The sequence below is a fragment of the Pseudomonas sp. AK181 genome, from assembly GCF_051122975.1.
GTDB classification, from domain to species: Bacteria; Pseudomonadota; Gammaproteobacteria; order Pseudomonadales; family Pseudomonadaceae; genus Aquipseudomonas; species Aquipseudomonas lactis.
Window position 1 is genome coordinate 679,491 of the sequence record NZ_CP146348.1, and the last position, 22,442, is coordinate 701,932.

General features: G+C 55.2%; 27 protein-coding genes. All 27 read left to right on the forward strand.

Annotation, left to right across the window (positions count from 1 at the left end; translation table 11 throughout):
• Positions 1 to 32: 32 nt before the first annotated feature.
• The 27 genes from rplL (at position 33) to rpmD (ending at position 22,440) form a co-directional block, all read left to right on the forward strand.
• Complete coding sequence (rplL, locus tag V8689_RS03230; RefSeq protein WP_003176432.1) at positions 33 to 398, forward strand: 50S ribosomal protein L7/L12; 366 nt, start codon at positions 33 to 35, stop codon at positions 396 to 398.
• A gap of 219 nt (positions 399 to 617) precedes the next feature.
• A complete protein-coding gene (rpoB, locus tag V8689_RS03235) occupies positions 618 to 4,691 on the forward strand; it encodes a DNA-directed RNA polymerase subunit beta (RefSeq protein ID WP_010206926.1) in 4,074 nt (1,357 codons plus the stop codon).
• 64 nt (positions 4,692 to 4,755) lie between these two features.
• A complete protein-coding gene (gene rpoC / locus V8689_RS03240) occupies positions 4,756 to 8,955 on the forward strand; it encodes a DNA-directed RNA polymerase subunit beta' (protein ID WP_003194653.1) in 4,200 nt (1,399 codons plus the stop codon).
• Between the two features lie 216 nt (positions 8,956 to 9,171).
• Positions 9,172 to 9,543, forward strand: a complete 372-nt coding sequence (gene rpsL, locus V8689_RS03245) for a 30S ribosomal protein S12 (RefSeq protein WP_002555494.1) — start codon at positions 9,172 to 9,174, stop codon at positions 9,541 to 9,543.
• A gap of 118 nt (positions 9,544 to 9,661) precedes the next feature.
• Positions 9,662 to 10,132 (forward strand): 30S ribosomal protein S7, encoded by a 471-nt coding sequence (gene rpsG, locus V8689_RS03250; protein WP_002555493.1) that lies wholly within the window; start codon positions 9,662 to 9,664, stop codon positions 10,130 to 10,132.
• 30 nt (positions 10,133 to 10,162) lie between these two features.
• Entirely contained in the window at positions 10,163 to 12,268 is a 2,106-nt protein-coding gene (fusA, locus tag V8689_RS03255) for an elongation factor G (protein WP_003194651.1), read from the forward strand.
• Positions 12,269 to 12,298: 30 nt separating this feature from the next.
• On the forward strand, positions 12,299 to 13,492 hold the full coding sequence (tuf, locus tag V8689_RS03260; protein WP_003176426.1) for an elongation factor Tu: 1,194 nt from the start codon (positions 12,299 to 12,301) through the stop codon (positions 13,490 to 13,492).
• A 157-nt stretch (positions 13,493 to 13,649) separates the two neighbouring features.
• Entirely contained in the window at positions 13,650 to 13,961 is a 312-nt protein-coding gene (rpsJ, locus tag V8689_RS03265) for a 30S ribosomal protein S10 (RefSeq protein WP_003186070.1), read from the forward strand.
• 81 nt (positions 13,962 to 14,042) lie between these two features.
• Positions 14,043 to 14,678, forward strand: a complete 636-nt coding sequence (gene rplC, locus V8689_RS03270; RefSeq protein ID WP_003194649.1) for a 50S ribosomal protein L3 — start codon at positions 14,043 to 14,045, stop codon at positions 14,676 to 14,678.
• A gap of 12 nt (positions 14,679 to 14,690) precedes the next feature.
• On the forward strand, positions 14,691 to 15,293 hold the full coding sequence (gene rplD, locus V8689_RS03275) for a 50S ribosomal protein L4 (RefSeq protein ID WP_003176424.1): 603 nt from the start codon (positions 14,691 to 14,693) through the stop codon (positions 15,291 to 15,293).
• Entirely contained in the window at positions 15,290 to 15,589 is a 300-nt protein-coding gene (gene rplW / locus V8689_RS03280) for a 50S ribosomal protein L23 (RefSeq protein ID WP_002555488.1), read from the forward strand. Before rplD ends, rplW begins: the two co-directional genes overlap by 4 nt.
• A gap of 14 nt (positions 15,590 to 15,603) precedes the next feature.
• Complete coding sequence (gene rplB / locus V8689_RS03285; RefSeq protein WP_003186055.1) at positions 15,604 to 16,428, forward strand: 50S ribosomal protein L2; 825 nt, start codon at positions 15,604 to 15,606, stop codon at positions 16,426 to 16,428.
• 16 nt (positions 16,429 to 16,444) lie between these two features.
• Positions 16,445 to 16,720, forward strand: coding sequence for a 30S ribosomal protein S19 (rpsS, locus tag V8689_RS03290; RefSeq protein ID WP_002555486.1), 276 nt, complete (start codon positions 16,445 to 16,447; stop codon positions 16,718 to 16,720).
• Between the two features lie 11 nt (positions 16,721 to 16,731).
• Positions 16,732 to 17,064: a 50S ribosomal protein L22 gene (rplV, locus tag V8689_RS03295; protein ID WP_003103908.1), complete on the forward strand. Its 333-nt coding sequence runs from the start codon at positions 16,732 to 16,734 to the stop codon at positions 17,062 to 17,064.
• A 13-nt stretch (positions 17,065 to 17,077) separates the two neighbouring features.
• Positions 17,078 to 17,764 (forward strand): 30S ribosomal protein S3, encoded by a 687-nt coding sequence (gene rpsC / locus V8689_RS03300; RefSeq protein ID WP_003176422.1) that lies wholly within the window; start codon positions 17,078 to 17,080, stop codon positions 17,762 to 17,764.
• A gap of 12 nt (positions 17,765 to 17,776) precedes the next feature.
• Complete coding sequence (gene rplP / locus V8689_RS03305; RefSeq protein ID WP_003176421.1) at positions 17,777 to 18,190, forward strand: 50S ribosomal protein L16; 414 nt, start codon at positions 17,777 to 17,779, stop codon at positions 18,188 to 18,190.
• The gene (rpmC, locus tag V8689_RS03310) at positions 18,190 to 18,381 is read left to right on the forward strand and encodes a 50S ribosomal protein L29 (RefSeq protein ID WP_002555481.1); all 192 of its coding nucleotides are present in this window, start codon (positions 18,190 to 18,192) and stop codon (positions 18,379 to 18,381) included. Before rplP ends, rpmC begins: the two co-directional genes overlap by 1 nt.
• 2 nt (positions 18,382 to 18,383) lie before the next feature.
• Positions 18,384 to 18,650, forward strand: coding sequence for a 30S ribosomal protein S17 (rpsQ, locus tag V8689_RS03315; RefSeq protein ID WP_003194644.1), 267 nt, complete (start codon positions 18,384 to 18,386; stop codon positions 18,648 to 18,650).
• Positions 18,651 to 18,673: 23 nt separating this feature from the next.
• Positions 18,674 to 19,042 (forward strand): 50S ribosomal protein L14, encoded by a 369-nt coding sequence (gene rplN / locus V8689_RS03320; protein WP_002555479.1) that lies wholly within the window; start codon positions 18,674 to 18,676, stop codon positions 19,040 to 19,042.
• Positions 19,043 to 19,053: 11 nt separating this feature from the next.
• The gene (gene rplX, locus V8689_RS03325; RefSeq protein ID WP_003176416.1) at positions 19,054 to 19,368 is read left to right on the forward strand and encodes a 50S ribosomal protein L24; all 315 of its coding nucleotides are present in this window, start codon (positions 19,054 to 19,056) and stop codon (positions 19,366 to 19,368) included.
• A gap of 22 nt (positions 19,369 to 19,390) precedes the next feature.
• A complete protein-coding gene (rplE, locus tag V8689_RS03330; RefSeq protein ID WP_003194642.1) occupies positions 19,391 to 19,930 on the forward strand; it encodes a 50S ribosomal protein L5 in 540 nt (179 codons plus the stop codon).
• A gap of 13 nt (positions 19,931 to 19,943) precedes the next feature.
• Entirely contained in the window at positions 19,944 to 20,249 is a 306-nt protein-coding gene (gene rpsN / locus V8689_RS03335; RefSeq protein WP_003176414.1) for a 30S ribosomal protein S14, read from the forward strand.
• Positions 20,250 to 20,457: 208 nt separating this feature from the next.
• Complete coding sequence (rpsH, locus tag V8689_RS03340) at positions 20,458 to 20,850, forward strand: 30S ribosomal protein S8 (RefSeq protein ID WP_003176413.1); 393 nt, start codon at positions 20,458 to 20,460, stop codon at positions 20,848 to 20,850.
• A 12-nt stretch (positions 20,851 to 20,862) separates the two neighbouring features.
• Positions 20,863 to 21,396: a 50S ribosomal protein L6 gene (rplF, locus tag V8689_RS03345; RefSeq protein WP_003194640.1), complete on the forward strand. Its 534-nt coding sequence runs from the start codon at positions 20,863 to 20,865 to the stop codon at positions 21,394 to 21,396.
• 10 nt (positions 21,397 to 21,406) lie between these two features.
• On the forward strand, positions 21,407 to 21,757 hold the full coding sequence (gene rplR, locus V8689_RS03350; protein WP_003186037.1) for a 50S ribosomal protein L18: 351 nt from the start codon (positions 21,407 to 21,409) through the stop codon (positions 21,755 to 21,757).
• Between the two features lie 3 nt (positions 21,758 to 21,760).
• On the forward strand, positions 21,761 to 22,261 hold the full coding sequence (gene rpsE, locus V8689_RS03355) for a 30S ribosomal protein S5 (protein ID WP_003176409.1): 501 nt from the start codon (positions 21,761 to 21,763) through the stop codon (positions 22,259 to 22,261).
• A gap of 2 nt (positions 22,262 to 22,263) precedes the next feature.
• Positions 22,264 to 22,440, forward strand: a complete 177-nt coding sequence (gene rpmD / locus V8689_RS03360) for a 50S ribosomal protein L30 (RefSeq protein ID WP_003176408.1) — start codon at positions 22,264 to 22,266, stop codon at positions 22,438 to 22,440.
• Positions 22,441 to 22,442 lie beyond the last annotated feature (2 nt).

A 22,442-nucleotide genomic window follows, 5' to 3' on the forward strand; every position in this document is an offset into this window, starting at 1 on the left:
GTAGGCCGTCCCCCAATTCAGGAAATACAGCAATGTCTATCTCCCAAGACGATATCCTCAACGCCGTAGCTGAAATGTCGGTTCTGCAGGTTGTTGAGCTGATCAAAGCTTTCGAAGAAAAATTCGGCGTTTCCGCTGCCGCTGCTTCCGCTGGCCCAGCTGTTGCTGCTGTCGCTGCTGAAGAGCAAACCGAATTCAACGTCATGCTGCTGGAAGCTGGCGAGAAGAAAGTAAACGTGATCAAGGCAGTACGTGAACTGACCGGTCTGGGCCTGAAAGAAGCCAAGGCTGTAGTTGACGGCGCTCCTGCCCAGGTTCTGGAAGCAGTGTCGAAAGACGCCGCTGACAAAGCCAAAGCTACTCTGGAAGAAGCAGGCGCTAAAGTCGAGCTGAAGTAAGCATCGACCTTGCGTCTCCAGCCCAAGCGTTAAGCTGAAGGCTGATGGCTGGTGGCTCTTGCCACCGGCCTTTTTCCGTTCTTGGCTGTCGACTCGGTCGCCGCCATTAACGTGCTGTAGCCACCCGAAGCGGTGGTGCAAACCATGGGGTTTGCAAGATTTTCTGGCTGCTCCCGTCGGAGGGGCCAAACAAGCAGGTGACCAAGCTGGGGAACGCTGATGGCTTACTCATATACTGAGAAAAAACGTATCCGCAAGGACTTTAGCAAGTTGCCGGACGTCATGGATGTCCCGTACCTTCTGGCTATCCAGCTGGATTCGTATCGTGAATTCTTGCAGGCGGGAGCGACCAAAGATCAGTTCCGCGACGTGGGCCTGCATGCGGCCTTCAAATCCGTTTTCCCGATCATCAGCTACTCCGGCAATGCTGCGCTGGAGTACGTCGGTTATCGCCTGGGCGAACCGGCATTTGATGTCAAAGAATGCGTGTTGCGTGGCGTTACGTACGCCGTACCTTTGCGGGTAAAAGTCCGTCTGATCATTTTCGACAAAGAATCGTCGAACAAAGCGATCAAGGACATCAAAGAGCAAGAAGTCTACATGGGCGAAATCCCACTGATGACTGAAAACGGTACCTTCGTAATCAACGGTACCGAGCGTGTAATCGTTTCCCAGCTGCACCGTTCCCCGGGCGTGTTCTTCGACCACGACCGCGGCAAGACGCACAGCTCCGGCAAACTCCTGTACTCCGCGCGGATCATTCCGTACCGCGGTTCGTGGTTGGACTTCGAGTTCGACCCGAAAGACTGCGTGTTCGTGCGTATCGACCGTCGTCGCAAGCTGCCGGCCTCGGTATTGCTGCGCGCGCTCGGTTACACCACTGAGCAGGTGCTGGACGCTTTCTACACCACCAACGTATTCAGCCTGAAGGATGAAACCCTCAAGCTGGAGCTGATCGCTTCGCGTCTGCGTGGTGAAATTGCTGTCCTGGACATCCAGGACGAAAAAGGCAAGGTCATCGTTGAGGCTGGCCGTCGTATCACTGCGCGCCACATCAACCAGATCGAAAAAGCCGGTATCAAAGAGCTGGAAGTGCCACTGGACTACGTCCTGGGTCGCACTACCGCCAAGGTCATCGTTCACCCGGCTACAGGCGAAATCCTGGCTGAGTGCAACACCGAGCTGAACACCGAGATCCTGGCCAAGATTGCCAAGGCCCAGGTTGTTCGCATCGAGACCCTGTACACCAACGATATCGACTGCGGTCCGTTCATCTCCGACACACTGAAGATCGACTCCACCAGCAACCAATTGGAAGCGCTGGTCGAGATCTATCGCATGATGCGTCCTGGTGAGCCACCAACCAAAGACGCTGCCGAAACCCTGTTCAACAACCTGTTCTTCAGCCCTGAGCGCTATGACCTGTCTGCGGTCGGTCGGATGAAGTTCAACCGTCGTATCGGTCGTACCGAGATCGAAGGTTCGGGCGTGCTGTGCAAGGAAGACATCGTCGCGGTATTGAAGACCCTGGTCGACATCCGTAACGGCAAAGGCATCGTCGATGACATCGACCACCTGGGTAACCGTCGTGTTCGCTGCGTAGGCGAAATGGCCGAGAACCAGTTCCGCGTTGGCCTGGTACGTGTTGAGCGTGCGGTCAAAGAGCGTCTGTCGATGGCTGAAAGCGAAGGCCTGATGCCGCAAGACTTGATCAACGCCAAGCCAGTGGCTGCGGCGGTGAAAGAGTTCTTCGGTTCCAGCCAGCTTTCGCAGTTCATGGACCAGAACAACCCGCTCTCCGAGATCACCCACAAGCGCCGTGTTTCTGCACTGGGCCCGGGCGGTCTGACCCGTGAGCGTGCCGGCTTTGAAGTCCGTGACGTACACCCGACGCACTACGGTCGTGTTTGCCCGATCGAAACGCCGGAAGGTCCGAACATCGGTCTGATCAACTCCCTGGCTGCCTATGCGCGCACCAACCAGTACGGCTTCCTCGAAAGCCCGTACCGTGTGGTGAAAGACGCCCTGGTCACCGACGAGATCGTATTCCTGTCCGCCATTGAAGAAGCTGATCACGTGATCGCTCAGGCTTCGGCCACGATGAACGACAAGAAAGTCCTGGTCGACGAGCTGGTAGCTGTTCGTCACTTGAACGAGTTCACCGTCAAGGCGCCGGAAGACGTCACCTTGATGGACGTTTCTCCGAAGCAGGTAGTTTCGGTTGCAGCGTCGCTGATCCCGTTCCTGGAGCACGATGACGCCAACCGTGCGTTGATGGGTTCCAACATGCAGCGTCAAGCTGTACCGACCCTGCGTGCTGACAAGCCGCTGGTAGGTACCGGCATGGAGCGCAACGTAGCGCGTGACTCCGGCGTTTGCGTCGTTGCTCGTCGCGGCGGTGTGATCGACTCCGTTGATGCCAGCCGTATCGTGGTTCGTGTTGCCGATGACGAAGTAGAAACTGGCGAAGCCGGTGTCGACATCTACAACCTGACCAAATACACCCGCTCGAACCAGAACACCTGCATCAACCAGCGTCCGCTGGTGAGCAAGGGTGATCGCGTTCAGCGTAGCGACATCATGGCCGACGGCCCGTCCACCGACATGGGTGAACTGGCTCTGGGTCAGAACATGCGCATCGCGTTCATGGCATGGAACGGCTTCAACTTCGAAGACTCCATCTGCCTGTCCGAGCGTGTGGTTCAAGAAGACCGCTTCACCACGATCCACATCCAGGAACTGACCTGTGTGGCGCGTGATACCAAGCTTGGGCCTGAGGAAATCACTGCAGACATCCCGAACGTGGGTGAAGCTGCACTGAACAAGCTGGACGAAGCCGGTATCGTTTATGTAGGTGCTGAAGTTGGCGCTGGCGACATTCTGGTCGGTAAGGTCACTCCGAAAGGCGAGACCCAACTGACGCCGGAAGAGAAGCTGCTGCGTGCCATCTTCGGTGAAAAAGCCAGCGACGTTAAAGACACCTCCCTGCGTGTACCTACCGGTACCAAAGGTACTGTCATCGACGTACAGGTCTTCACCCGTGACGGCGTTGAGCGTGATGCTCGTGCACTGTCCATCGAGAAGACCCAGCTCGACGAGATCCGCAAGGATCTGAACGAAGAGTTCCGTATCGTTGAAGGCGCGACCTTCGAACGTCTGCGTTCCGCTCTGGTAGGCCACAAGGCTGAAGGCGGCGCGGGCCTGAAGAAAGGTCAGGACATCACCGACGAAATCCTCGACGGTCTTGAGCACGGCCAGTGGTTCAAACTGCGCATGGCTGAAGATGCTCTGAACGAGCAGCTCGAGAAGGCCCAGGCCTATATCGTTGATCGCCGCCGTCTGCTGGACGACAAGTTCGAAGACAAGAAGCGCAAACTGCAGCAGGGCGATGACCTGGCTCCAGGCGTGCTGAAAATCGTCAAGGTTTACCTGGCAATCCGTCGCCGCATCCAGCCGGGCGACAAGATGGCCGGTCGTCACGGTAACAAGGGTGTGGTCTCTGTGATCATGCCGGTTGAAGACATGCCGCACGATGCCAATGGCACCCCGGTCGACGTCGTCCTCAACCCGTTGGGCGTACCTTCGCGTATGAACGTTGGTCAGATCCTTGAAACCCACCTGGGCCTCGCGGCCAAAGGTCTGGGCGAGAAGATCAACCGTATGATCGAAGAGCAGCGCAAGGTCGCAGACCTGCGTAAGTTCCTGCACGAGATCTACAACGAGATCGGCGGTCGCAACGAAGAGCTGGACACCTTCTCCGACCAGGAAATCCTGGATCTGGCGAAGAACCTGCGCGGCGGCGTTCCAATGGCTACCCCGGTGTTCGACGGTGCCAAGGAAAGCGAAATCAAGGCCATGCTGAAACTGGCAGACCTGCCAGAAAGCGGCCAGATGCAGCTGTTCGACGGCCGTACTGGCAACAAGTTCGAGCGCCCGGTTACTGTTGGCTACATGTACATGCTGAAGCTGAACCACTTGGTAGACGACAAGATGCACGCTCGTTCTACCGGTTCGTACAGCCTGGTTACCCAGCAGCCGCTGGGTGGTAAGGCTCAGTTCGGTGGTCAGCGTTTCGGGGAGATGGAGGTCTGGGCACTGGAAGCATACGGTGCTGCATACACTCTGCAAGAAATGCTCACAGTGAAGTCGGACGATGTGAACGGTCGTACCAAGATGTACAAAAACATCGTGGACGGCGATCACCGTATGGAGCCGGGCATGCCCGAGTCCTTCAACGTGTTGATCAAAGAAATTCGTTCCCTCGGCATCGATATCGATCTGGAAACCGAATAACACGTGACGCGAATCGAGGGCGGGGCTGTTTAGCCCGCTCTCTGCTCCGCCAGGAGGAAAGGCCTTGAAAGACCTACTGAATTTGCTGAAAAACCAGGGTCAAGTCGAAGAGTTCGACGCCATCCGTATTGGATTGGCATCGCCTGAGATGATCCGTTCGTGGTCGTTCGGTGAAGTTAAAAAGCCGGAAACCATCAACTACCGTACGTTCAAACCTGAGCGTGACGGCCTGTTCTGCGCCAAGATCTTTGGCCCGGTAAAGGATTACGAGTGCCTGTGCGGTAAGTACAAGCGCTTGAAGCACCGTGGTGTGATCTGCGAGAAGTGTGGCGTTGAAGTCGCACTGGCCAAAGTTCGTCGTGAGCGCATGGCGCACATCGAACTGGCTTCGCCGGTTGCCCACATCTGGTTCCTGAAATCGCTGCCGTCCCGTATCGGCTTGCTGATGGACATGACCCTGCGTGATATCGAACGTGTTCTCTACTTCGAGAGCTATGTCGTTATCGACCCAGGCATGACCACCCTTGAAAAAGGTCAGCTGCTGAACGACGAGCAGTACTTCGAAGCGCTGGAAGAGTTCGGCGACGATTTCGATGCCCGCATGGGTGCCGAAGCTGTCCGCGAACTGCTGCACGCTATCGACCTGGAGCACGAGATTGGTCGTCTGCGCGAAGAGATTCCGCAAACCAACTCCGAAACCAAGATCAAGAAGCTGTCCAAGCGTCTGAAGTTGATGGAGGCCTTCCAGGGTTCCGGCAACTTGCCAGAGTGGATGGTGCTGACCGTTCTGCCGGTTCTGCCGCCAGACCTGCGTCCGCTGGTACCGTTGGACGGTGGTCGTTTCGCGACGTCCGACCTCAACGACCTGTACCGCCGCGTGATCAACCGTAACAACCGCTTGAAGCGCCTGCTTGATCTGTCCGCTCCGGACATCATCGTGCGCAACGAAAAGCGTATGTTGCAAGAAGCGGTCGATGCCCTGCTCGACAACGGTCGTCGTGGCCGCGCTATCACCGGTTCGAACAAGCGTCCTCTGAAATCCCTGGCTGACATGATCAAGGGTAAGCAAGGTCGTTTCCGTCAGAACTTGCTCGGTAAGCGTGTTGACTACTCCGGTCGTTCGGTAATTACCGTAGGCCCGACCCTGCGTCTGCACCAGTGCGGTCTGCCTAAGAAGATGGCACTCGAGCTGTTCAAGCCGTTCATCTTCGGCAAGCTGGAAATGCGCGGTCTCGCGACCACCATCAAAGCGGCCAAGAAAATGGTCGAGCGCGAACTGCCAGAGGTTTGGGACGTTCTCGCTGAAGTGATTCGCGAACACCCGGTTCTCCTCAACCGTGCACCGACCCTTCACCGTCTGGGTATCCAGGCGTTTGAACCGGTACTGATCGAAGGTAAGGCTATCCAACTGCACCCTCTGGTCTGTGCCGCGTACAACGCCGACTTCGACGGCGACCAAATGGCCGTGCACGTACCGCTGACACTGGAAGCCCAGTTGGAAGCGCGTGCGTTGATGATGTCGACCAACAACATTCTGTCGCCAGCCAACGGTGAGCCAATCATCGTTCCGTCGCAGGACGTTGTATTGGGTCTGTACTACATGACCCGTGAAGCGATCAACGCCAAGGGCGAAGGTCGTGTGTTCGCTGACCTGCAAGAAGTTGACCGTGTGTTCCGTGCCGGCGAAGCCGCACTGCACGCCAAGGTCAAGGTGCGGATCCACGAAACCGTCAACGACCGTGACGGCGGCAGCGTGAGCAACACCCGTATCGTCGACACCACTGTCGGCCGTGCGCTGTTGTACCAGGTTGTGCCAAAAGGTCTGTCGTACGACGTCGTCAACCTGCCGATGAAGAAAAAGGCGATCTCCAAGCTTATCAACCAGTGCTACCGCGTGGTTGGTTTGAAAGAGACCGTTATCTTCGCTGACCAGTTGATGTACACAGGTTTCGCTTACTCGACTATCTCCGGCGTTTCCATCGGCGTTAACGACTTCGTTATCCCGGATGAAAAAGCCCGCATCATCAGTGCTGCCACTGACGAAGTGAAAGAGATCGAGAGCCAGTACGCCTCCGGCCTGGTAACCCAGGGCGAGAAGTACAACAAGGTGATCGACCTTTGGTCCAAGGCGAACGACGAAGTTTCCAAGGCGATGATGGCCAACCTCTCGAAAGAGAAAGTCATCGACCGTCACGGCGACGAAGTTGACCAGGAATCCTTCAACTCGATGTACATGATGGCCGACTCGGGCGCGCGGGGTTCTGCTGCGCAGATCCGTCAGCTCGCCGGTATGCGTGGCCTGATGGCCAAGCCGGACGGTTCCATCATCGAAACGCCGATTACTGCGAACTTCCGTGAAGGTTTGAGCGTACTCCAGTACTTCATCTCCACTCACGGTGCTCGTAAGGGTCTTGCGGATACCGCGTTGAAAACCGCTAACTCCGGTTACCTGACTCGTCGTCTGGTAGACGTTGCACAAGATCTGGTTGTAACCGAGATCGATTGCGGCACCGAGCACGGCCTGCTGATGACTCCGCACATTGAAGGCGGTGACGTTGTAGAGCCACTGGGTGAGCGCGTATTGGGTCGTGTGATTGCCCGTGACGTATTCAAGCCAGGCACCGAGGAAGTTATCGTTCCTGCCGGCACCTTGGTTGACGAGAAGTGGGTCGAGTTCATCGAACTCAACAGCATCGACGAAGTGATCGTTCGCTCGCCGATCAGCTGCGAAACCCGCTACGGCATTTGCGCCAAGTGCTACGGCCGTGACTTGGCTCGTGGTCACCAGGTGAACATCGGTGAAGCGGTCGGCGTTATCGCTGCCCAGTCCATCGGTGAGCCGGGTACCCAGCTGACCATGCGTACGTTCCACATCGGTGGTGCGGCAAGCCGGACCTCCGCAGCCGACAGCGTTCAGGTGAAGAATGGCGGTACCGTCCGCCTGCACAACCTCAAGCATGTTGAGCGAGTGGATGGCCACTTGGTTGCTGTGTCCCGTTCCGGTGAGCTGGCCATTGCTGATGACTACGGTCGTGAGCGTGAGCGTTACAAGCTGCCGTACGGTGCTGTGATTTCGGTTAAAGAAGGTGACAAGGTCGACGCTGGCGCAATCGTGGCCAAGTGGGATCCGCACACTCACCCAATCGTTACCGAAATGAAAGGTACCGTGACCTACGTGGGCATGGAAGAAGGCATCACGATCAAGCGTCAGACTGACGAATTGACCGGTATGACCAACATTGAAGTACTCGACGCCAAAGATCGTCCAGCTGCCGGTAAAGACATCCGTCCTGCCGTGAAGATGGTCGATGACAACGGCAAGGATCTGTTGCTGCCAGGTACTGACGTAATCGCTCAGTACTTCCTGCCAGCCAACGCCCTGGTCGGTGTAGCGGATGGTGCGAAGATCGCGATCGGTGATGTTATCGCGCGTATCCCGCAAGAAACTTCGAAGACCCGTGACATCACCGGTGGTCTGCCGCGTGTTGCCGACTTGTTCGAAGCTCGTCGTCCGAAAGAAGCGTCGATTCTGGCTGAAGTCAGCGGCACCATCGCGTTCGGTAAAGAGACCAAGGGCAAGCGCCGTCTGGTCATTACCCCGAACGACGGTAGCGATCCGTATGAAGAGCTGATTCCGAAGTGGCGTCACCTGAACGTGTTCGAAGGCGAACAGGTAAACCGCGGCGAAGTTATCTCCGACGGCCCGAGCGATCCACACGACATCCTGCGTCTGCTGGGTGTGAGTGCGCTGGCCAAGTACATCGTTAACGAGATCCAGGACGTTTACCGTCTGCAAGGCGTGAAGATCAACGACAAGCACATCGAGACCATCCTGCGTCAGATGCTGCGTAAAGTTGAAATCGCTGAATCCGGCGATTCCAGTTTCATCAAGGGCGACCAGATGGAACTGACTCACGTACTGGTAGAAAACGAGCGCCTGGCGAACGAAGAGAAATTTGTCTCCAAGTTCACTCGCGTGTTGCTGGGTATCACCAAGGCCTCGTTGTCCACTGAGTCGTTCATCTCGGCGGCCTCCTTCCAGGAGACCACTCGCGTACTGACCGAAGCAGCGGTAACCGGCAAGCGCGATTACCTGCGCGGCCTGAAAGAAAACGTAGTCGTGGGTCGTCTGATCCCGGCAGGTACCGGTTTGGCTTACCACAGCGAGCGTAAGCGTCGCCGTGATGCTGACAAGCCGCTGCGCGTAAGCGCCAGTGAAGTGGAAGCTGCACTGACCGAAGCGCTGAACTCAAGCGGTAACTGAGTTCTGCGATAGATGAGTCTGGGCCCTGACACTCCCATTCGTCGGATCGAGGCATTTTTGCCCCGGTTCGACGCGAGGGGAGGTCGGGGCCTTGCCTTGACTGGGGACAAGATCCTCTTTAGACTCTTGTACCCCTAAATTTGGCGGGAATTCGTTCCTGCCATTTTGCTTTTCTTGCAAGACAATAGCGTCGCAAGACAACAGTGGAGCTAGTAGATGGCAACTATCAACCAGCTGGTACGTCAGCCGCGTAAGCGTATCGTCGAGAAATCCGACGTACCTGCGCTGCAGAACTGCCCGCAACGTCGTGGCGTATGCACCCGTGTGTATACCACCACGCCGAAAAAACCTAACTCGGCACTGCGTAAAGTATGCCGTGTGCGTCTGACCAACGGTTTCGAGGTTTCCTCGTACATCGGCGGTGAAGGCCACAACCTGCAAGAGCACAGCGTGGTACTGATCCGCGGCGGTCGTGTAAAAGACTTGCCAGGTGTTCGTTATCACACCGTACGCGGTTCTTTGGATACTTCCGGCGTTAAAGGTCGTAACCAGGGTCGTTCGAAGTACGGTACCAAGAAGCCTAAGTAGTAGCGGCTTTTTGTAAACCTGAATCATCTTATTTTCTGAGTCGATAAGAGTAAGGTCGGAGGCGTCCCGAAAGGGCACCGATTCCGAGCGAACCTGAAGACCGTTTGAGGGCTTATCCATGCCAAGAAGACGCGTAGCAGCCAAGCGCGAAGTGCTTGACGATCCAAAATACGGAAGCCAAATTCTGGCCAAGTTCATGAACCACGTGATGGAAAGCGGCAAGAAAGCCGTTGCCGAGCGTATCGTTTATGGCGCGCTGGAAAAGGTTAAAGAACGCAAGAACAGCGACCCCCTGGAAATCTTCGAGAAAGCTCTCGACGCCATCGCTCCGCTGGTCGAAGTGAAGTCGCGCCGTGTAGGCGGTGCTACTTACCAGGTTCCGGTTGAAGTTCGCCCGTCCCGTCGTAACGCTCTGGCAATGCGCTGGTTGGTAGACTTCGCCCGTAAGCGCGGCGAGAAGTCTATGGCTCTGCGTTTGGCCGGCGAACTGTTGGACGCTGCTGAAGGTAAAGGTGCTGCTGTTAAGAAGCGTGAAGACGTGCACCGTATGGCTGAAGCCAACAAAGCTTTCTCGCACTACCGCTTCTAATTTTAGCTTCACTAATTTTGCGAGGGCTTTATGGCTCGTACTACTCCGATTAGCCGCTACCGTAACATCGGTATCGTCGCTCACGTGGATGCTGGTAAAACCACCACCACCGAGCGCGTACTGTTTTACACCGGCAAAAGTCACAAAATGGGCGAGGTGCATGACGGCGCCGCGACCACAGACTGGATGGTTCAGGAGCAGGAGCGTGGTATTACCATTACTTCTGCTGCTATTACCGCCTTCTGGAAAGGTTCCGAGAAGCAGTACAAAGACGAGCATCGCTTCAACGTAATCGATACCCCGGGCCACGTAGACTTCACCATTGAAGTTGAACGTTCCCTGCGCGTACTTGACGGCGCTGTCGTTGTGTTCTGCGGCACCTCGGGTGTTGAGCCTCAGTCGGAAACCGTATGGCGTCAGGCCAACAAGTACGGTGTTCCACGTCTTGTTTATGTAAACAAGATGGACCGTGCTGGTGCCAACTTCCTGCGCGTGATCGGTCAGATCAAGCAGCGTCTGGGTCACACTCCGGTGCCTATCCAGTTGGCTATCGGTTCCGAAGACAACTTCCAGGGTCAGATCGATCTGATCAACATGGAAGCTGTTTACTGGAATGATTCCGACAAAGGTATGGTTCCTGTTCGTAAGCCTATCCCTGAAGAGCTTCAGGAACTGGCTGACGAGTGGCGCAACAACATGGTTGAGGCTGCTGCCGAAGCCAGCGAAGAGCTGATGAACAAGTACCTCGAAGGTGAAGAACTCACCAACGTGGAAATCAAGGCCGCTCTGCGTCAGCGTACTATCGCTGGTGAGATCGTCTTGGCTGTTTGCGGTTCCTCGTTCAAGAACAAGGGTGTTCCCCTGGTTCTCGACGCCGTTATCGACTACCTGCCTGCTCCAACCGACATTCCTGCTATCAAGGGTTCCAACCCTGATAACGAGGAAGAAGAAATGGAGCGTCACGCCGATGACAACGAGCCGTTCTCGGCTCTGGCGTTCAAGATCGCTACCGACCCATTCGTGGGTACTTTGACCTTCGTCCGCGTTTACTCGGGCGTGTTGGCCTCCGGCGACGGCGTGATCAACTCGGTTAAAGGCAAGAAAGAGCGCGTGGGTCGTATGGTGCAAATGCACGCAAACGCCCGTGAAGAGATCAAGGAAGTACGCGCTGGTGACATCGCGGCCCTGATCGGCATGAAGGACGTCACCACTGGTGAGACTTTGTGCGACGCTGCCAAGCCAATCATCCTGGTTCGCATGGACTTCCCGGAGCCGGTTATTTCGGTTGCCGTAGAGCCTAAGACCAAGGATGACCAGGAAAAAATGGGTATCGCTCTGGGCAAACTTGCTCAGGAAGATCCATCTTTCCGCGTCAAGACTGATGAAGAGACTGGTCAAACGATCATCTCCGGCATGGGCGAGCTGCACCTGGACATCCTGGTTGACCGGATGCGCCGTGAGTTCAACGTCGAAGCCAACATCGGTAAGCCTCAGGTTTCCTATCGTGAGCGCATCACGAAGAACTGTGAAATCGAAGGCAAGTTCGTTCGTCAGTCCGGCGGTCGTGGTCAGTTCGGTCACTGCTGGATCCGTTTTGCTCCTGCTGACGAAGGTCAGGAAGGTCTGCAATTCGTGAACGAAGTAGTAGGTGGTGTTGTTCCTAAGGAATACATCCCTGCTATCCAGAAGGGTATCGAAGAGCAGATGAAGAACGGTGTTGTTGCCGGCTATCCGCTGATCGGCCTGAAAGCAACCGTTTTTGACGGTTCTTACCACGACGTCGACTCCAACGAGATGGCGTTTAAGGTGGCTGCTTCCATGGCAACCAAGCAACTGGCCCAGAAGGGCGGTGGTGAGTTGCTTGAGCCAATCATGGCGGTAGAAGTTGTTACACCTGAAGACTATATGGGTGATGTCATGGGCGACCTTAACCGTCGTCGCGGCATGATCTTGGGTATGGAAGACACGGTTTCCGGCAAAGTGATTCGCGCCGAGGTTCCGTTGGGCGAGATGTTCGGTTATGCGACCGACGTTCGTTCCATGTCCCAGGGTCGCGCAAGCTACTCTATGGAATTCAAAAAATACAACACAGCTCCGGCGCACATCGCTGAAACTGTATCCAAAAAACAAGGCTGATTCAGTCCTTTAGGCAAGGAGTTAATTGTCGTGGCTAAAGAAAAATTTGATCGTTCCCTACCGCACGTCAACGTTGGCACCATCGGTCACGTTGACCACGGTAAAACCACTCTGACTGCTGCACTGACTCGCGTTTGCTCCGAAGTATTCGGTTCCGCAATCGTTGATTTCGATAAAATCGACAGCGCGCCAGAAGAGAAAGCTCGTGGTATCACCATCAACACCGCGCACGTTGAATACAACTCGCTGATCCGTCACTACGCTCACGTTGACTGCCCAGGTCACGCTGACTATGTGAAGAACATGATCACCGGTGCTGCCCAGATGGACGGCGCAATCCTGGTTTGCTCGGCCGCTGATGGTCCGATGCCACAAACCCGTGAGCACATCCTGCTGTCCCGTCAGGTTGGCGTTCCGTACATCGTGGTTTACCTGAACAAGGCTGACCTGGTAGACGACGCTGAGCTGCTGGAACTGGTTGAGATGGAAGTGCGCGATCTGCTGAGCACTTACGACTTCCCAGGTGACGACACTCCGATCATCATCGGTTCTGCTCGTATGGCTCTGGAAGGCAAGGACGATAACGAAATGGGCACCACGTCCGTTCGTAAACTGGTTGAGACTCTGGACAGCTACATCCCAGATCCAGTCCGTGTTATCGACAAGCCGTTCCTGATGCCAATCGAAGACGTATTCTCGATCTCCGGTCGCGGTACTGTTGTAACTGGTCGTATCGAGCGCGGTATCGTCAAGGTACAAGATCCACTGGAAATCGTTGGTCTGCGTGACACTACCGTCACCACCTGCACCGGTGTTGAAATGTTCCGTAAGCTGCTCGACGAAGGTCGTGCTGGCGAGAACTGCGGCGTTCTGCTGCGTGGTACCAAGCGTGACGACGTTGAGCGTGGCCAGGTTCTGGTCAAGCCAGGTTCGGTTAAGCCGCACACCAAGTTCGAAGCTGAAGTGTACGTGCTGAGCAAAGAAGAAGGCGGTCGTCACACTCCGTTCTTCAAAGGCTACCGTCCACAGTTCTACTTCCGTACTACTGACGTGACTGGTAACTGCGAACTGCCGGAAGGCGTAGAAATGGTAATGCCAGGCGACAACATCAAAATGGTTGTCACCCTGATCAAAACCATCGCTATGGAAGACGGTCTGCGTTTCGCAATCCGTGAAGGCGGCCGTACCGTTGGTGCTGGCGTTGTAGCTAAAATCATCGAGTAATCTCTCTTTTGAGTGAGCTTTGATGTTTTGAGAAAGCCCCCGCTTAGCGGGGGCTTTTTTATTGGGTTGACACCTATCTAGGGCGTCTATAGAATTGCGCCTCCTTTTAACGGGCGTATTGCGCCCGGTGGGAATAGCAGCCGGAGTCTGAAATCCAATGCAAAATCAGCAAATCCGTATCAGGTTGAAGGCTTTTGACCATCGCCTGATCGACCAATCCACCCAGGAAATCGTGGAAACCGCGAAACGTACTGGTGCTCAAGTGCGTGGTCCAATTCCACTGCCTACCCGTAAAGAGCGGTTCACCGTTCTGGTCTCCCCGCACGTCAACAAAGACGCGCGTGACCAGTACGAGATCCGTACTCATAAGCGCGTACTGGACATTGTCCAGCCAACGGATAAAACCGTTGATGCACTTATGAAGCTCGATCTGGCGGCCGGTGTGGAAGTACAGATCAGCCTCGGCTAAGACTTGGGTCTTAGTCGTGTAACGCTCTGAAATGGGCGGCCATAGCGGGTGAAAGCCCCGTACACTCATGAGGTTTACAACATGACTATTGGTGTAGTCGGTCGTAAATGCGGTATGACCCGTATTTTCACCGAAGAAGGTGTCTCCATTCCGGTCACGGTCATTGAGATCGAACCGAATCGCGTCACCCAGTTCAAAACTGAAGAAACCGATGGCTATCGTGCAGTGCAAGTCACTGTCGGCGAGCGTCGTGCTTCGCGCGTGACTGCTGCTCAAGCAGGTCACTTCGCTAAAGCAAACGTTGCAGCTGGTCGTACTGTCATGGAGTTCCGTCTTGAAGACGGCGACTACCAGGCTGGCGATCTGATCAACGCTGAAATCTTCGCCGCTGGTCAACTGGTTGATGTAACCGGTCAGTCCAAAGGTAAAGGCTTCCAGGGTACGATCAAGCGTTGGAATTTCCGTGGTCAAGACAACACTCACGGTAACTCCGTTTCCCACCGCGTCCCGGGCTCTATTGGCCAGTGCCAGACTCCTGGTCGTGTATTCAAGGGCAAAAAAATGTCCGGTCATATGGGCGCTGAGCGCGTGACCGTGCAGTCCCTCGAAGTAGTGCGCGTCGACGCTGAACGCAATCTGTTGTTGGTCAAGGGTGCTGTTCCTGGCGCTACTGGCGGCAACCTGGTTGTACGTCCAGCGGCCAAGGCTCGCGGTTAAGGGGAAGCTGACATGCAATTAAATGTAAATGACGCTCAAGCGATCGAAGTTTCCGAACTGACATTTGGCGGCGAATTCAACGAGACGCTCGTTCACCAAGCAGTCGTGGCCTACATGGCCGGCGGCCGTCAAGGTAGCAAGCAGCAAAAGACCCGTTCCGACGTACGTGGTGGCGGTAAGCGCCCTTGGCGTCAGAAAGGCACTGGCCGTGCTCGTGCCGGTACTATCCGTAGCCCAATCTGGCGTGGCGGCGGTACCACTTTCGCAGCTCGTCCACAGGATCACTCTCAGAAGCTCAACAAGAAGATGTACCGCGCAGCACTGCGCTCCATCCTTGCTGAACTCGTGCGTACTGATCGTCTGGTCGTGGTTCAGGACTTCGCTGTTGAAAGTCCAAAAACCAAAGATCTGCTGGGCAAACTGAACAACATGAGCCTGACCGACGTTTTGATCGTGTCCGAAGCTGTTGATCAGAACCTGTACCTGGCTGCTCGCAACCTGCCACACGTTGATGTACGTGACGTGCAAGGTTCCGATCCAGTTAGTCTGATCGCATACGACAAGGTGTTGATCACCGTGTCGGCCGTGAAGAAATTCGAGGAGCTGCTGGGATGAACCAGGAACGCGTATTTAAAGTTCTGCTTGGCCCGCACGTTTCCGAAAAGGCTACGGTTCTGGCTGACAAGAAAGGCCAGTTCGTTTTCAAGGTTGCAACTGACGCAACCAAGCTGGAAATCAAGAAGGCCGTCGAAAGCCTGTTCAGCGTGAAAGTAGAGCGTGTTACTACCCTGAATGTTCTGGGTAAGAGCAAGCGCACTGCTCGCGGTCTGGGCAAGCGTAATGACTGGAAGAAGGCAGTTATCTCCCTTCAGCCAGGCCAAGATCTCGATTTCAGCAGCAGTGCTGAGTAAGGAAGGGGTGCATCATGGCAATCGTTAAATGCAAACCGACTTCCCCTGGCCGCCGTTTTGTGGTCAAGGTGGTCAACCAGGAGCTGCATAAAGGCGCTCCTCACGCACCGCTGCTCGAGAAAAAATCGAAGTCTGGTGGTCGTAACAACAATGGTCGCATTACCACTCGTCACATCGGTGGTGGCCATAAGCAGCATTATCGTCTGGTCGACTTCCGTCGCAACGACAAAGATGGCATCGCTGCCACTGTCGAGCGTATCGAATACGATCCAAACCGTACTGCTCACATCGCTCTGCTGCTGTACGCAGATGGCGAGCGTCGCTACATCATCGCCCCTAAAGGCGTGAGTGCTGGCGACCAGCTGATCGCAGGTGCTCTGGCACCGATCAAGCCGGGCAACGCTCTGCAACTGCGTAACATTCCAGTTGGTAGCACCGTACACGGCATCGAATTGAAGCCAGGTAAAGGCGCACAGATCGCTCGTTCCGCTGGTGCTTCGGCTCAGCTGATCGCTCGTGAAGGTGTCTACGTGACCCTGCGTCTGCGTTCTGGTGAGATGCGTAAAGTACTGGCTGAATGCCGTGCGACCCTGGGCGAAGTCTCGAACTCCGAGCACAGCCTGCGTTCGTTGGGTAAAGCTGGTGCCAAACGCTGGCGTGGCGTTCGCCCAACCGTTCGTGGTGTTGCCATGAACCCGGTTGACCACCCACACGGTGGTGGTGAAGGTCGTACCTCTGGTGGTCGTCATCCGGTATCGCCATGGGGCTTCCCGACTAAGGGCGCGAAGACTCGTGGTAATAAGCGTACCGACAAAATGATCGTCCGTCGTCGCAAGTAAATAGAGGGATACGACAGTGCCACGTTCTCTGAAAAAAGGTCCTTTTATTGATCTTCACCTACTGAAGAAGATCGAAGTGGCGGCGGAAAAGAACGATCGCAAACCAGTTAAAACCTGGTCGCGTCGTTCGATGATCCTGCCACAAATGGTCGGTCTGACCATCGCAGTACACAACGGTCGTCAACACGTCCCAGTTCTCGTTAACGAAGACATGGTCGGCCACAAACTGGGCGAGTTTGCCGGTACCCGCACTTATCGTGGGCACGTGGCAGACAAGAAAGCCAAGCGTTAAGGGGTTAGGAAATGGAAGTAGCCGCTAAGTTGTCGGGCGCTCGAATCTCCGCCCAGAAAGCCCGCTTGGTCGCCGACCAGATCCGCGGGAAGAAGGTGGGCGAAGCGCTCAACCTGTTGGCTTTCAGCAGTAAGAAAGCCGCCGAGATCATGAAGAAAGTGCTGGAGTCGGCCGTAGCCAACGCCGAGCATAACGAAGGCGCAGACGTTGATGACCTGAAGGTCAGCACCGTTTTCGTCAACGAAGGGCGTTCGCTGAAGCGCATCATGCCACGTGCCAAAGGCCGTGCTGATCGCATCGTCAAGCGGTCTTGCCATATCACTGTCAAGGTTGCTGACAAGTAACGGAGTCGAAGAGATGGGTCAGAAAGTACATCCCATTGGCATTCGCCTGGGAATCGTCAAGGAGCACACCTCCGTCTGGTACGCAGACGGTCGGACTTATGCGGACTACTTGTTCGCTGATCTGAAGGTGCGTGAGTATCTCCAAGACAAACTAAAAAGCGCGTCCGTAAGCCGTATCGATATCCATCGTCCGGCCCAAACTGCACGTATCACCATCCACACCGCTCGTCCAGGTATCGTTATCGGGAAGAAAGGTGAAGATGTTGAGAAACTGCGTCAGGACCTGACCAAGCAAATGGGTGTGCCTGTGCACATCAATATCGAAGAGATCCGCAAGCCGGAGCTCGACGGTATGCTGGTTGCGCAGAGCGTAGCTCAGCAGCTGGAGCGTCGCGTAATGTTCCGTCGCGCTATGAAGCGCGCCGTACAGAACGCCATGCGCATTGGTGCCAAAGGCATCAAAATCCAAGTGAGCGGTCGTCTCGGCGGTGCTGAAATCGCACGTACTGAATGGTATCGCGAAGGTCGTGTGCCACTGCACACCCTGCGTGCCGATATCGACTATGCCAACTACGAAGCTCACACCACTTACGGTGTGATCGGTGTAAAGGTTTGGATCTTCAAAGGCGAAGTAATTGGTGGTCGCCAAGAAGAACTGAAACCACAAGCACCAGCGCCTCGTAAAAAAGCTGCTAAGTAAGGGGTACGCCAAATGTTGCAACCTAAGCGTACGAAGTTCCGCAAGCAGATGACAGGCCACAACCGTGGTCTGGCTCAGCGCGGTAGCAAAGTCAGCTTCGGCGAGTTCGCGCTGAAGTCTGTAGCTCGTGGTCGTCTCACCGCTCGTCAGATCGAGTCAGCGCGTCGTGCTCTGACCCGTCACGTAAAACGTGGCGGCAAGATCTGGATCCGTGTATTCCCGGACAAGCCGATCTCCAAAAAACCTCTCGAGGTTCGGATGGGTAAAGGTAAGGGTAACGTGGAATACTGGGTAGCCCAGATTCAGCCAGGCAAAGTCCTGTATGAAATCGAGGGTGTTTCTGAAGAGCTGGCGCGTGAGGCTTTCGCCCTGGCTGCTGCAAAGCTGCCGCTCGCCACCTCCTTTGTTAAACGGACGGTGATGTGATGAAAGCGAATGAACTTCGTGAAAAATCCGCACAGCAGCTGAACGAGCAACTGCTCGGCCTGCTGCGCGACCAGTTCAATCTGCGTATGCAGAAAGCAACTGGCCAGTTGGGGCAGTCTCATCTGCTCTCGCAAGTTAAGCGTGACATCGCTCGCGTGAAGACTGTGCTCAACCAGCAGGCAGGTAAGTGATCATGGCTGAAGCCGAAAAGACTGTCCGTACGCTGACTGGCCGTGTTGTCAGCGACAAGATGGACAAAACCATCACCGTTTTGATCGAGCGTCGCGTTAAGCACCCGATCTACGGTAAATATGTTAAGCGTTCGACTAAGCTGCACGCGCACGACGAAACCAATCAGTGCCACATCGGCGACAAAGTCACTATTCGTGAAACTCGTCCGATGGCCAAGACCAAGTCTTGGGCACTGGTTGATGTTCTCGAACGCGCTGTGGAAGTCTAAGGACTAGGGGTCGGAGAAATTATATGATTCAGACTCAATCCATGCTCGATGTGGCCGATAACAGCGGCGCTCGCCGTGTTATGTGCATCAAGGTGCTGGGTGGCTCCCATCGTCGTTACGCTGGTATCGGTGACATCATCAAAGTTACCGTGAAGGAAGCAATTCCTCGCGGTAAGGTGAAAAAAGGCCAAGTGATGACTGCTGTTGTAGTCCGCACTCGTCACGGCGTACGTCGTGCTGATGGCTCCATTATCCGCTTTGATGGCAACGCTGCTGTTCTTCTGAACAACAAGCAAGAGCCGATCGGCACCCGTATCTTTGGGCCAGTGACCCGTGAACTTCGTACTGAGAAGTTCATGAAGATCGTCTCGCTCGCCCCAGAAGTGCTGTAAGGAGATCCGACATGCAAAAGATTCGTCGTGACGACGAGATCATCGTGATCGCCGGCAAAGACAAAGGTAAGCGCGGTAAGGTGCTTAAGGTTCTCGCTAATAACCGTCTGGTTATCGGTGGTCTGAACCTGGTCAAGCGTCATACCAAGCCTAACCCGATGTCGGGCGTGCAGGGCGGTATCGTCGAGAAAGAAGCTCCGCTGGATGCTTCTAACGTCGCCATCTTCAACGGCGAAACCAACAAGGCTGACCGCGTTGGTTTCAAAGTAGAAGACGGTAAGAAAATTCGTGTCTTCAAGTCGACCCAAAAAGCGGTTGATGCTTGAACACTGCTAGGTAGATTAGACCATGGCACGACTACAAGAGATTTACCGGAAGGAAATCGCCCCTAAGCTTAAGGAAGAACTTAAGCTCGGGAACGTGATGGAAGTTCCGCGCGTCACCAAAATCACCCTGAACATGGGTCTGGGCGAAGCGATCGGCGACAAAAAAGTCATCGAGCACGCTGTTGCCGACCTGGAAAAGATCACCGGTCAGAAAGTCGTTGTGACTTACGCTCGGAAATCCATCGCTGGCTTTAAAGTCCGTGAAGGTTGGCCGATCGGCGTCAAAGTGACTCTGCGCCGTGAGCGTATGTACGAATTCCTGGATCGTCTGCTGTCGATCTCCCTGCCTCGGGTCCGCGACTTCCGCGGCCTGAATGCCAAGTCCTTCGATGGTCGTGGTAACTACAGCATGGGCGTGAAAGAGCAGATCATCTTCCCGGAAATCGACTACGACAAGATCGATGCTCTCCGCGGTCTGGACATCACCCTGACCACCACTGCCAAGAACGATGATGAAGGTCGCGCCCTGTTGCGTGCTTTCAAATTCCCGTTCCGCAACTGATTGGAGTAGGACCATGGCCAAGATGAGCATGAAAAACCGCGAGCTGAAGCGTCAGCTCACGGTTGCCAAGTACGCCAAGAAGCGTGCAGCACTGAAAGCAATCATCGTTGATCTGAACGCAAGTCCAGAAGCGCGTTGGGAAGCTACAGTTGCTCTGCAAAAGCAGCCACGTGACGCAAGCGCTTCGCGCATGCGTAACCGCTGCCGCCTGACCGGTCGTCCACACGGCGTTTACCGCAAGTTCGGCCTCGGCCGTAACAAACTGCGTGAAGCGGCAATGCGTGGTGACGTACCAGGTCTGGTTAAAGCCAGCTGGTAAGTACTTTCAACGTCCAGGTGGTCGGAATCACAAGATACTGACCGCCGGTGACCTTGAATCTGGATCAAGCCCCTTTTGGGGCTTGTTTCATTTCTGGAGTATGTCTAAAATACGCGGCTCGCCTGAGCCCGTGTTTTTTGTGCTCGGAGATTCTCGGCGACATATGTAGCCGCAAGGCTAATTTTTTTGTATTAGGAGCGTCTAGCCCATGAGTATGCAGGACCCGTTAGCGGACATGCTAACTCGTATCCGTAATGCCCAGATGGCTGAAAAGTCCGTCGTAAGCATGCCATCTTCCAAGTTGAAGGTAGCTGTTGCCAAAGTCCTGAAAGACGAAGGCTACATTGCGGGTTATCAGATCAGCAGCGAAATCAAACCACTGCTGTCCATCGAGCTGAAGTACTTCGAAGGCCGTTCGGTCATCGAGGAAGTGAAGCGCGTTAGCCGTCCAGGCCTGCGTCAGTACAAGTCCGCTGAAGATCTGCCGAAAGTTCGTGGCGGTCTGGGCGTGTCTATCGTCTCCACCAACAAAGGTGTGATGACGGATCGTGCTGCGCGCGCTGCCGGTGTCGGCGGCGAAGTTCTTTGCACTGTGTTCTAAGGGGGGATAAGCATGTCTCGCGTCGCTAAGAACCCCGTTAAGCTGCCAGCCGGTGTCGAAGTCAAATTCGCAGGCCAACAGCTTTCGGTGAAGGGTGCCAAGGGTACTCTTGAACTGAACATCCATTCGTCCGTTGAGATCGTTGAAGAAGCTGGTGAGCTGCGTTTCGCTGCTCGCAATGGCGATCAACAAACTCGCGCAATGGCCGGTACCACGCGTGCGTTGGTAAACAACATGGTCCAAGGCGTAAGCCAAGGCTTCGAGCGTAAGCTCCAGCTGGTCGGTGTTGGTTACAAAGCGCAAGCAAAAGGCACGGTTTTGAACCTTGCCCTTGGCTTCTCGCACCCAGTGGATTACGAACTGCCAGCGGGCATCACTGCTGAGACTCCTAGCCAGACCGATATCCTGATCAAGGGCATCGATAAGCAGCTGGTAGGTCAAGTGGCCGCTGAGATCCGCGACTTCCGTCCACCAGAGCCGTACAAAGGCAAAGGTGTGCGCTACGCGGACGAAGTCGTCCGTCGTAAAGAAGCCAAGAAGAAGTAGGGCATAGCAAATGACCGACAAAAAAGTTACTCGACTGCGTCGCGCTCGCAAAGCACGCCTGAAAATGCACGAACTCGAAGTCGTGCGTCTCTGCGTGTTCCGCTCGTCGCAGCACATCTACGCCCAGGTCATCTCGGCCGACGGCAACAAAGTCCTGGCAAGCGCCTCGACTTTGGATAAAGAACTGCGTGATGGTGCCACTGGCAACATCGACGCGGCCACAAAGGTTGGCCAGCTGGTCGCTACGCGTGCTAAGGCCGCTGGCGTCTCGCAAGTGGCTTTCGACCGCTCTGGCTTCAAGTACCACGGTCGCGTGAAAGCGCTGGCTGATGCTGCTCGTGAAGCTGGGCTGGAGTTCTAAGTTATGTCAAATAACGACCAAAAGCGCGACGAAGGCTACATTGAGAAGCTGGTTCAAGTTAACCGCGTAGCCAAAACCGTTAAAGGCGGCCGTATCTTCACTTTCACCGCGTTGACCGTGGTGGGTGATGGTAAAGGGCGTGTTGGCTTCGGCCGTGGCAAGTCACGTGAAGTGCCTGCTGCGATCCAGAAGGCAATGGAAGCTGCTCGTCGCAACATGATCCAAGTTGATCTGAACGGCACCACTCTGCAGTACGCAATGAAGTCCGCTCACGGCGCTTCGAAGGTGTACATGCAGCCTGCTTCTGAAGGTACCGGTATCATCGCTGGCGGCGCTATGCGTGCTGTCCTCGAAGTTGCTGGCGTTCAGAACGTTCTGGCCAAGTGCTACGGCTCGACTAACCCGGTAAACGTGGTTCACGCCACTTTCAAGGGTCTGAAGGCTATGCAATCTCCTGAGTCCATCGCTGCCAAGCGTGGTCTGACTGTCAAGGAGATCTTCTGATCATGGCTACCGTTAAAGTAACGCTGATCAAAAGCATGACCGGCCGCATCCCTAACCACAAATTGTGCGTTAAAGGTTTGGGTCTGCGTCGCATCGGTCACACTGTAGAAGTCCAGGATACTCCCGAGAATCGCGGGATGATCAACAAGGCTTACTACATGCTGCGTGTAGAGGGTTAATC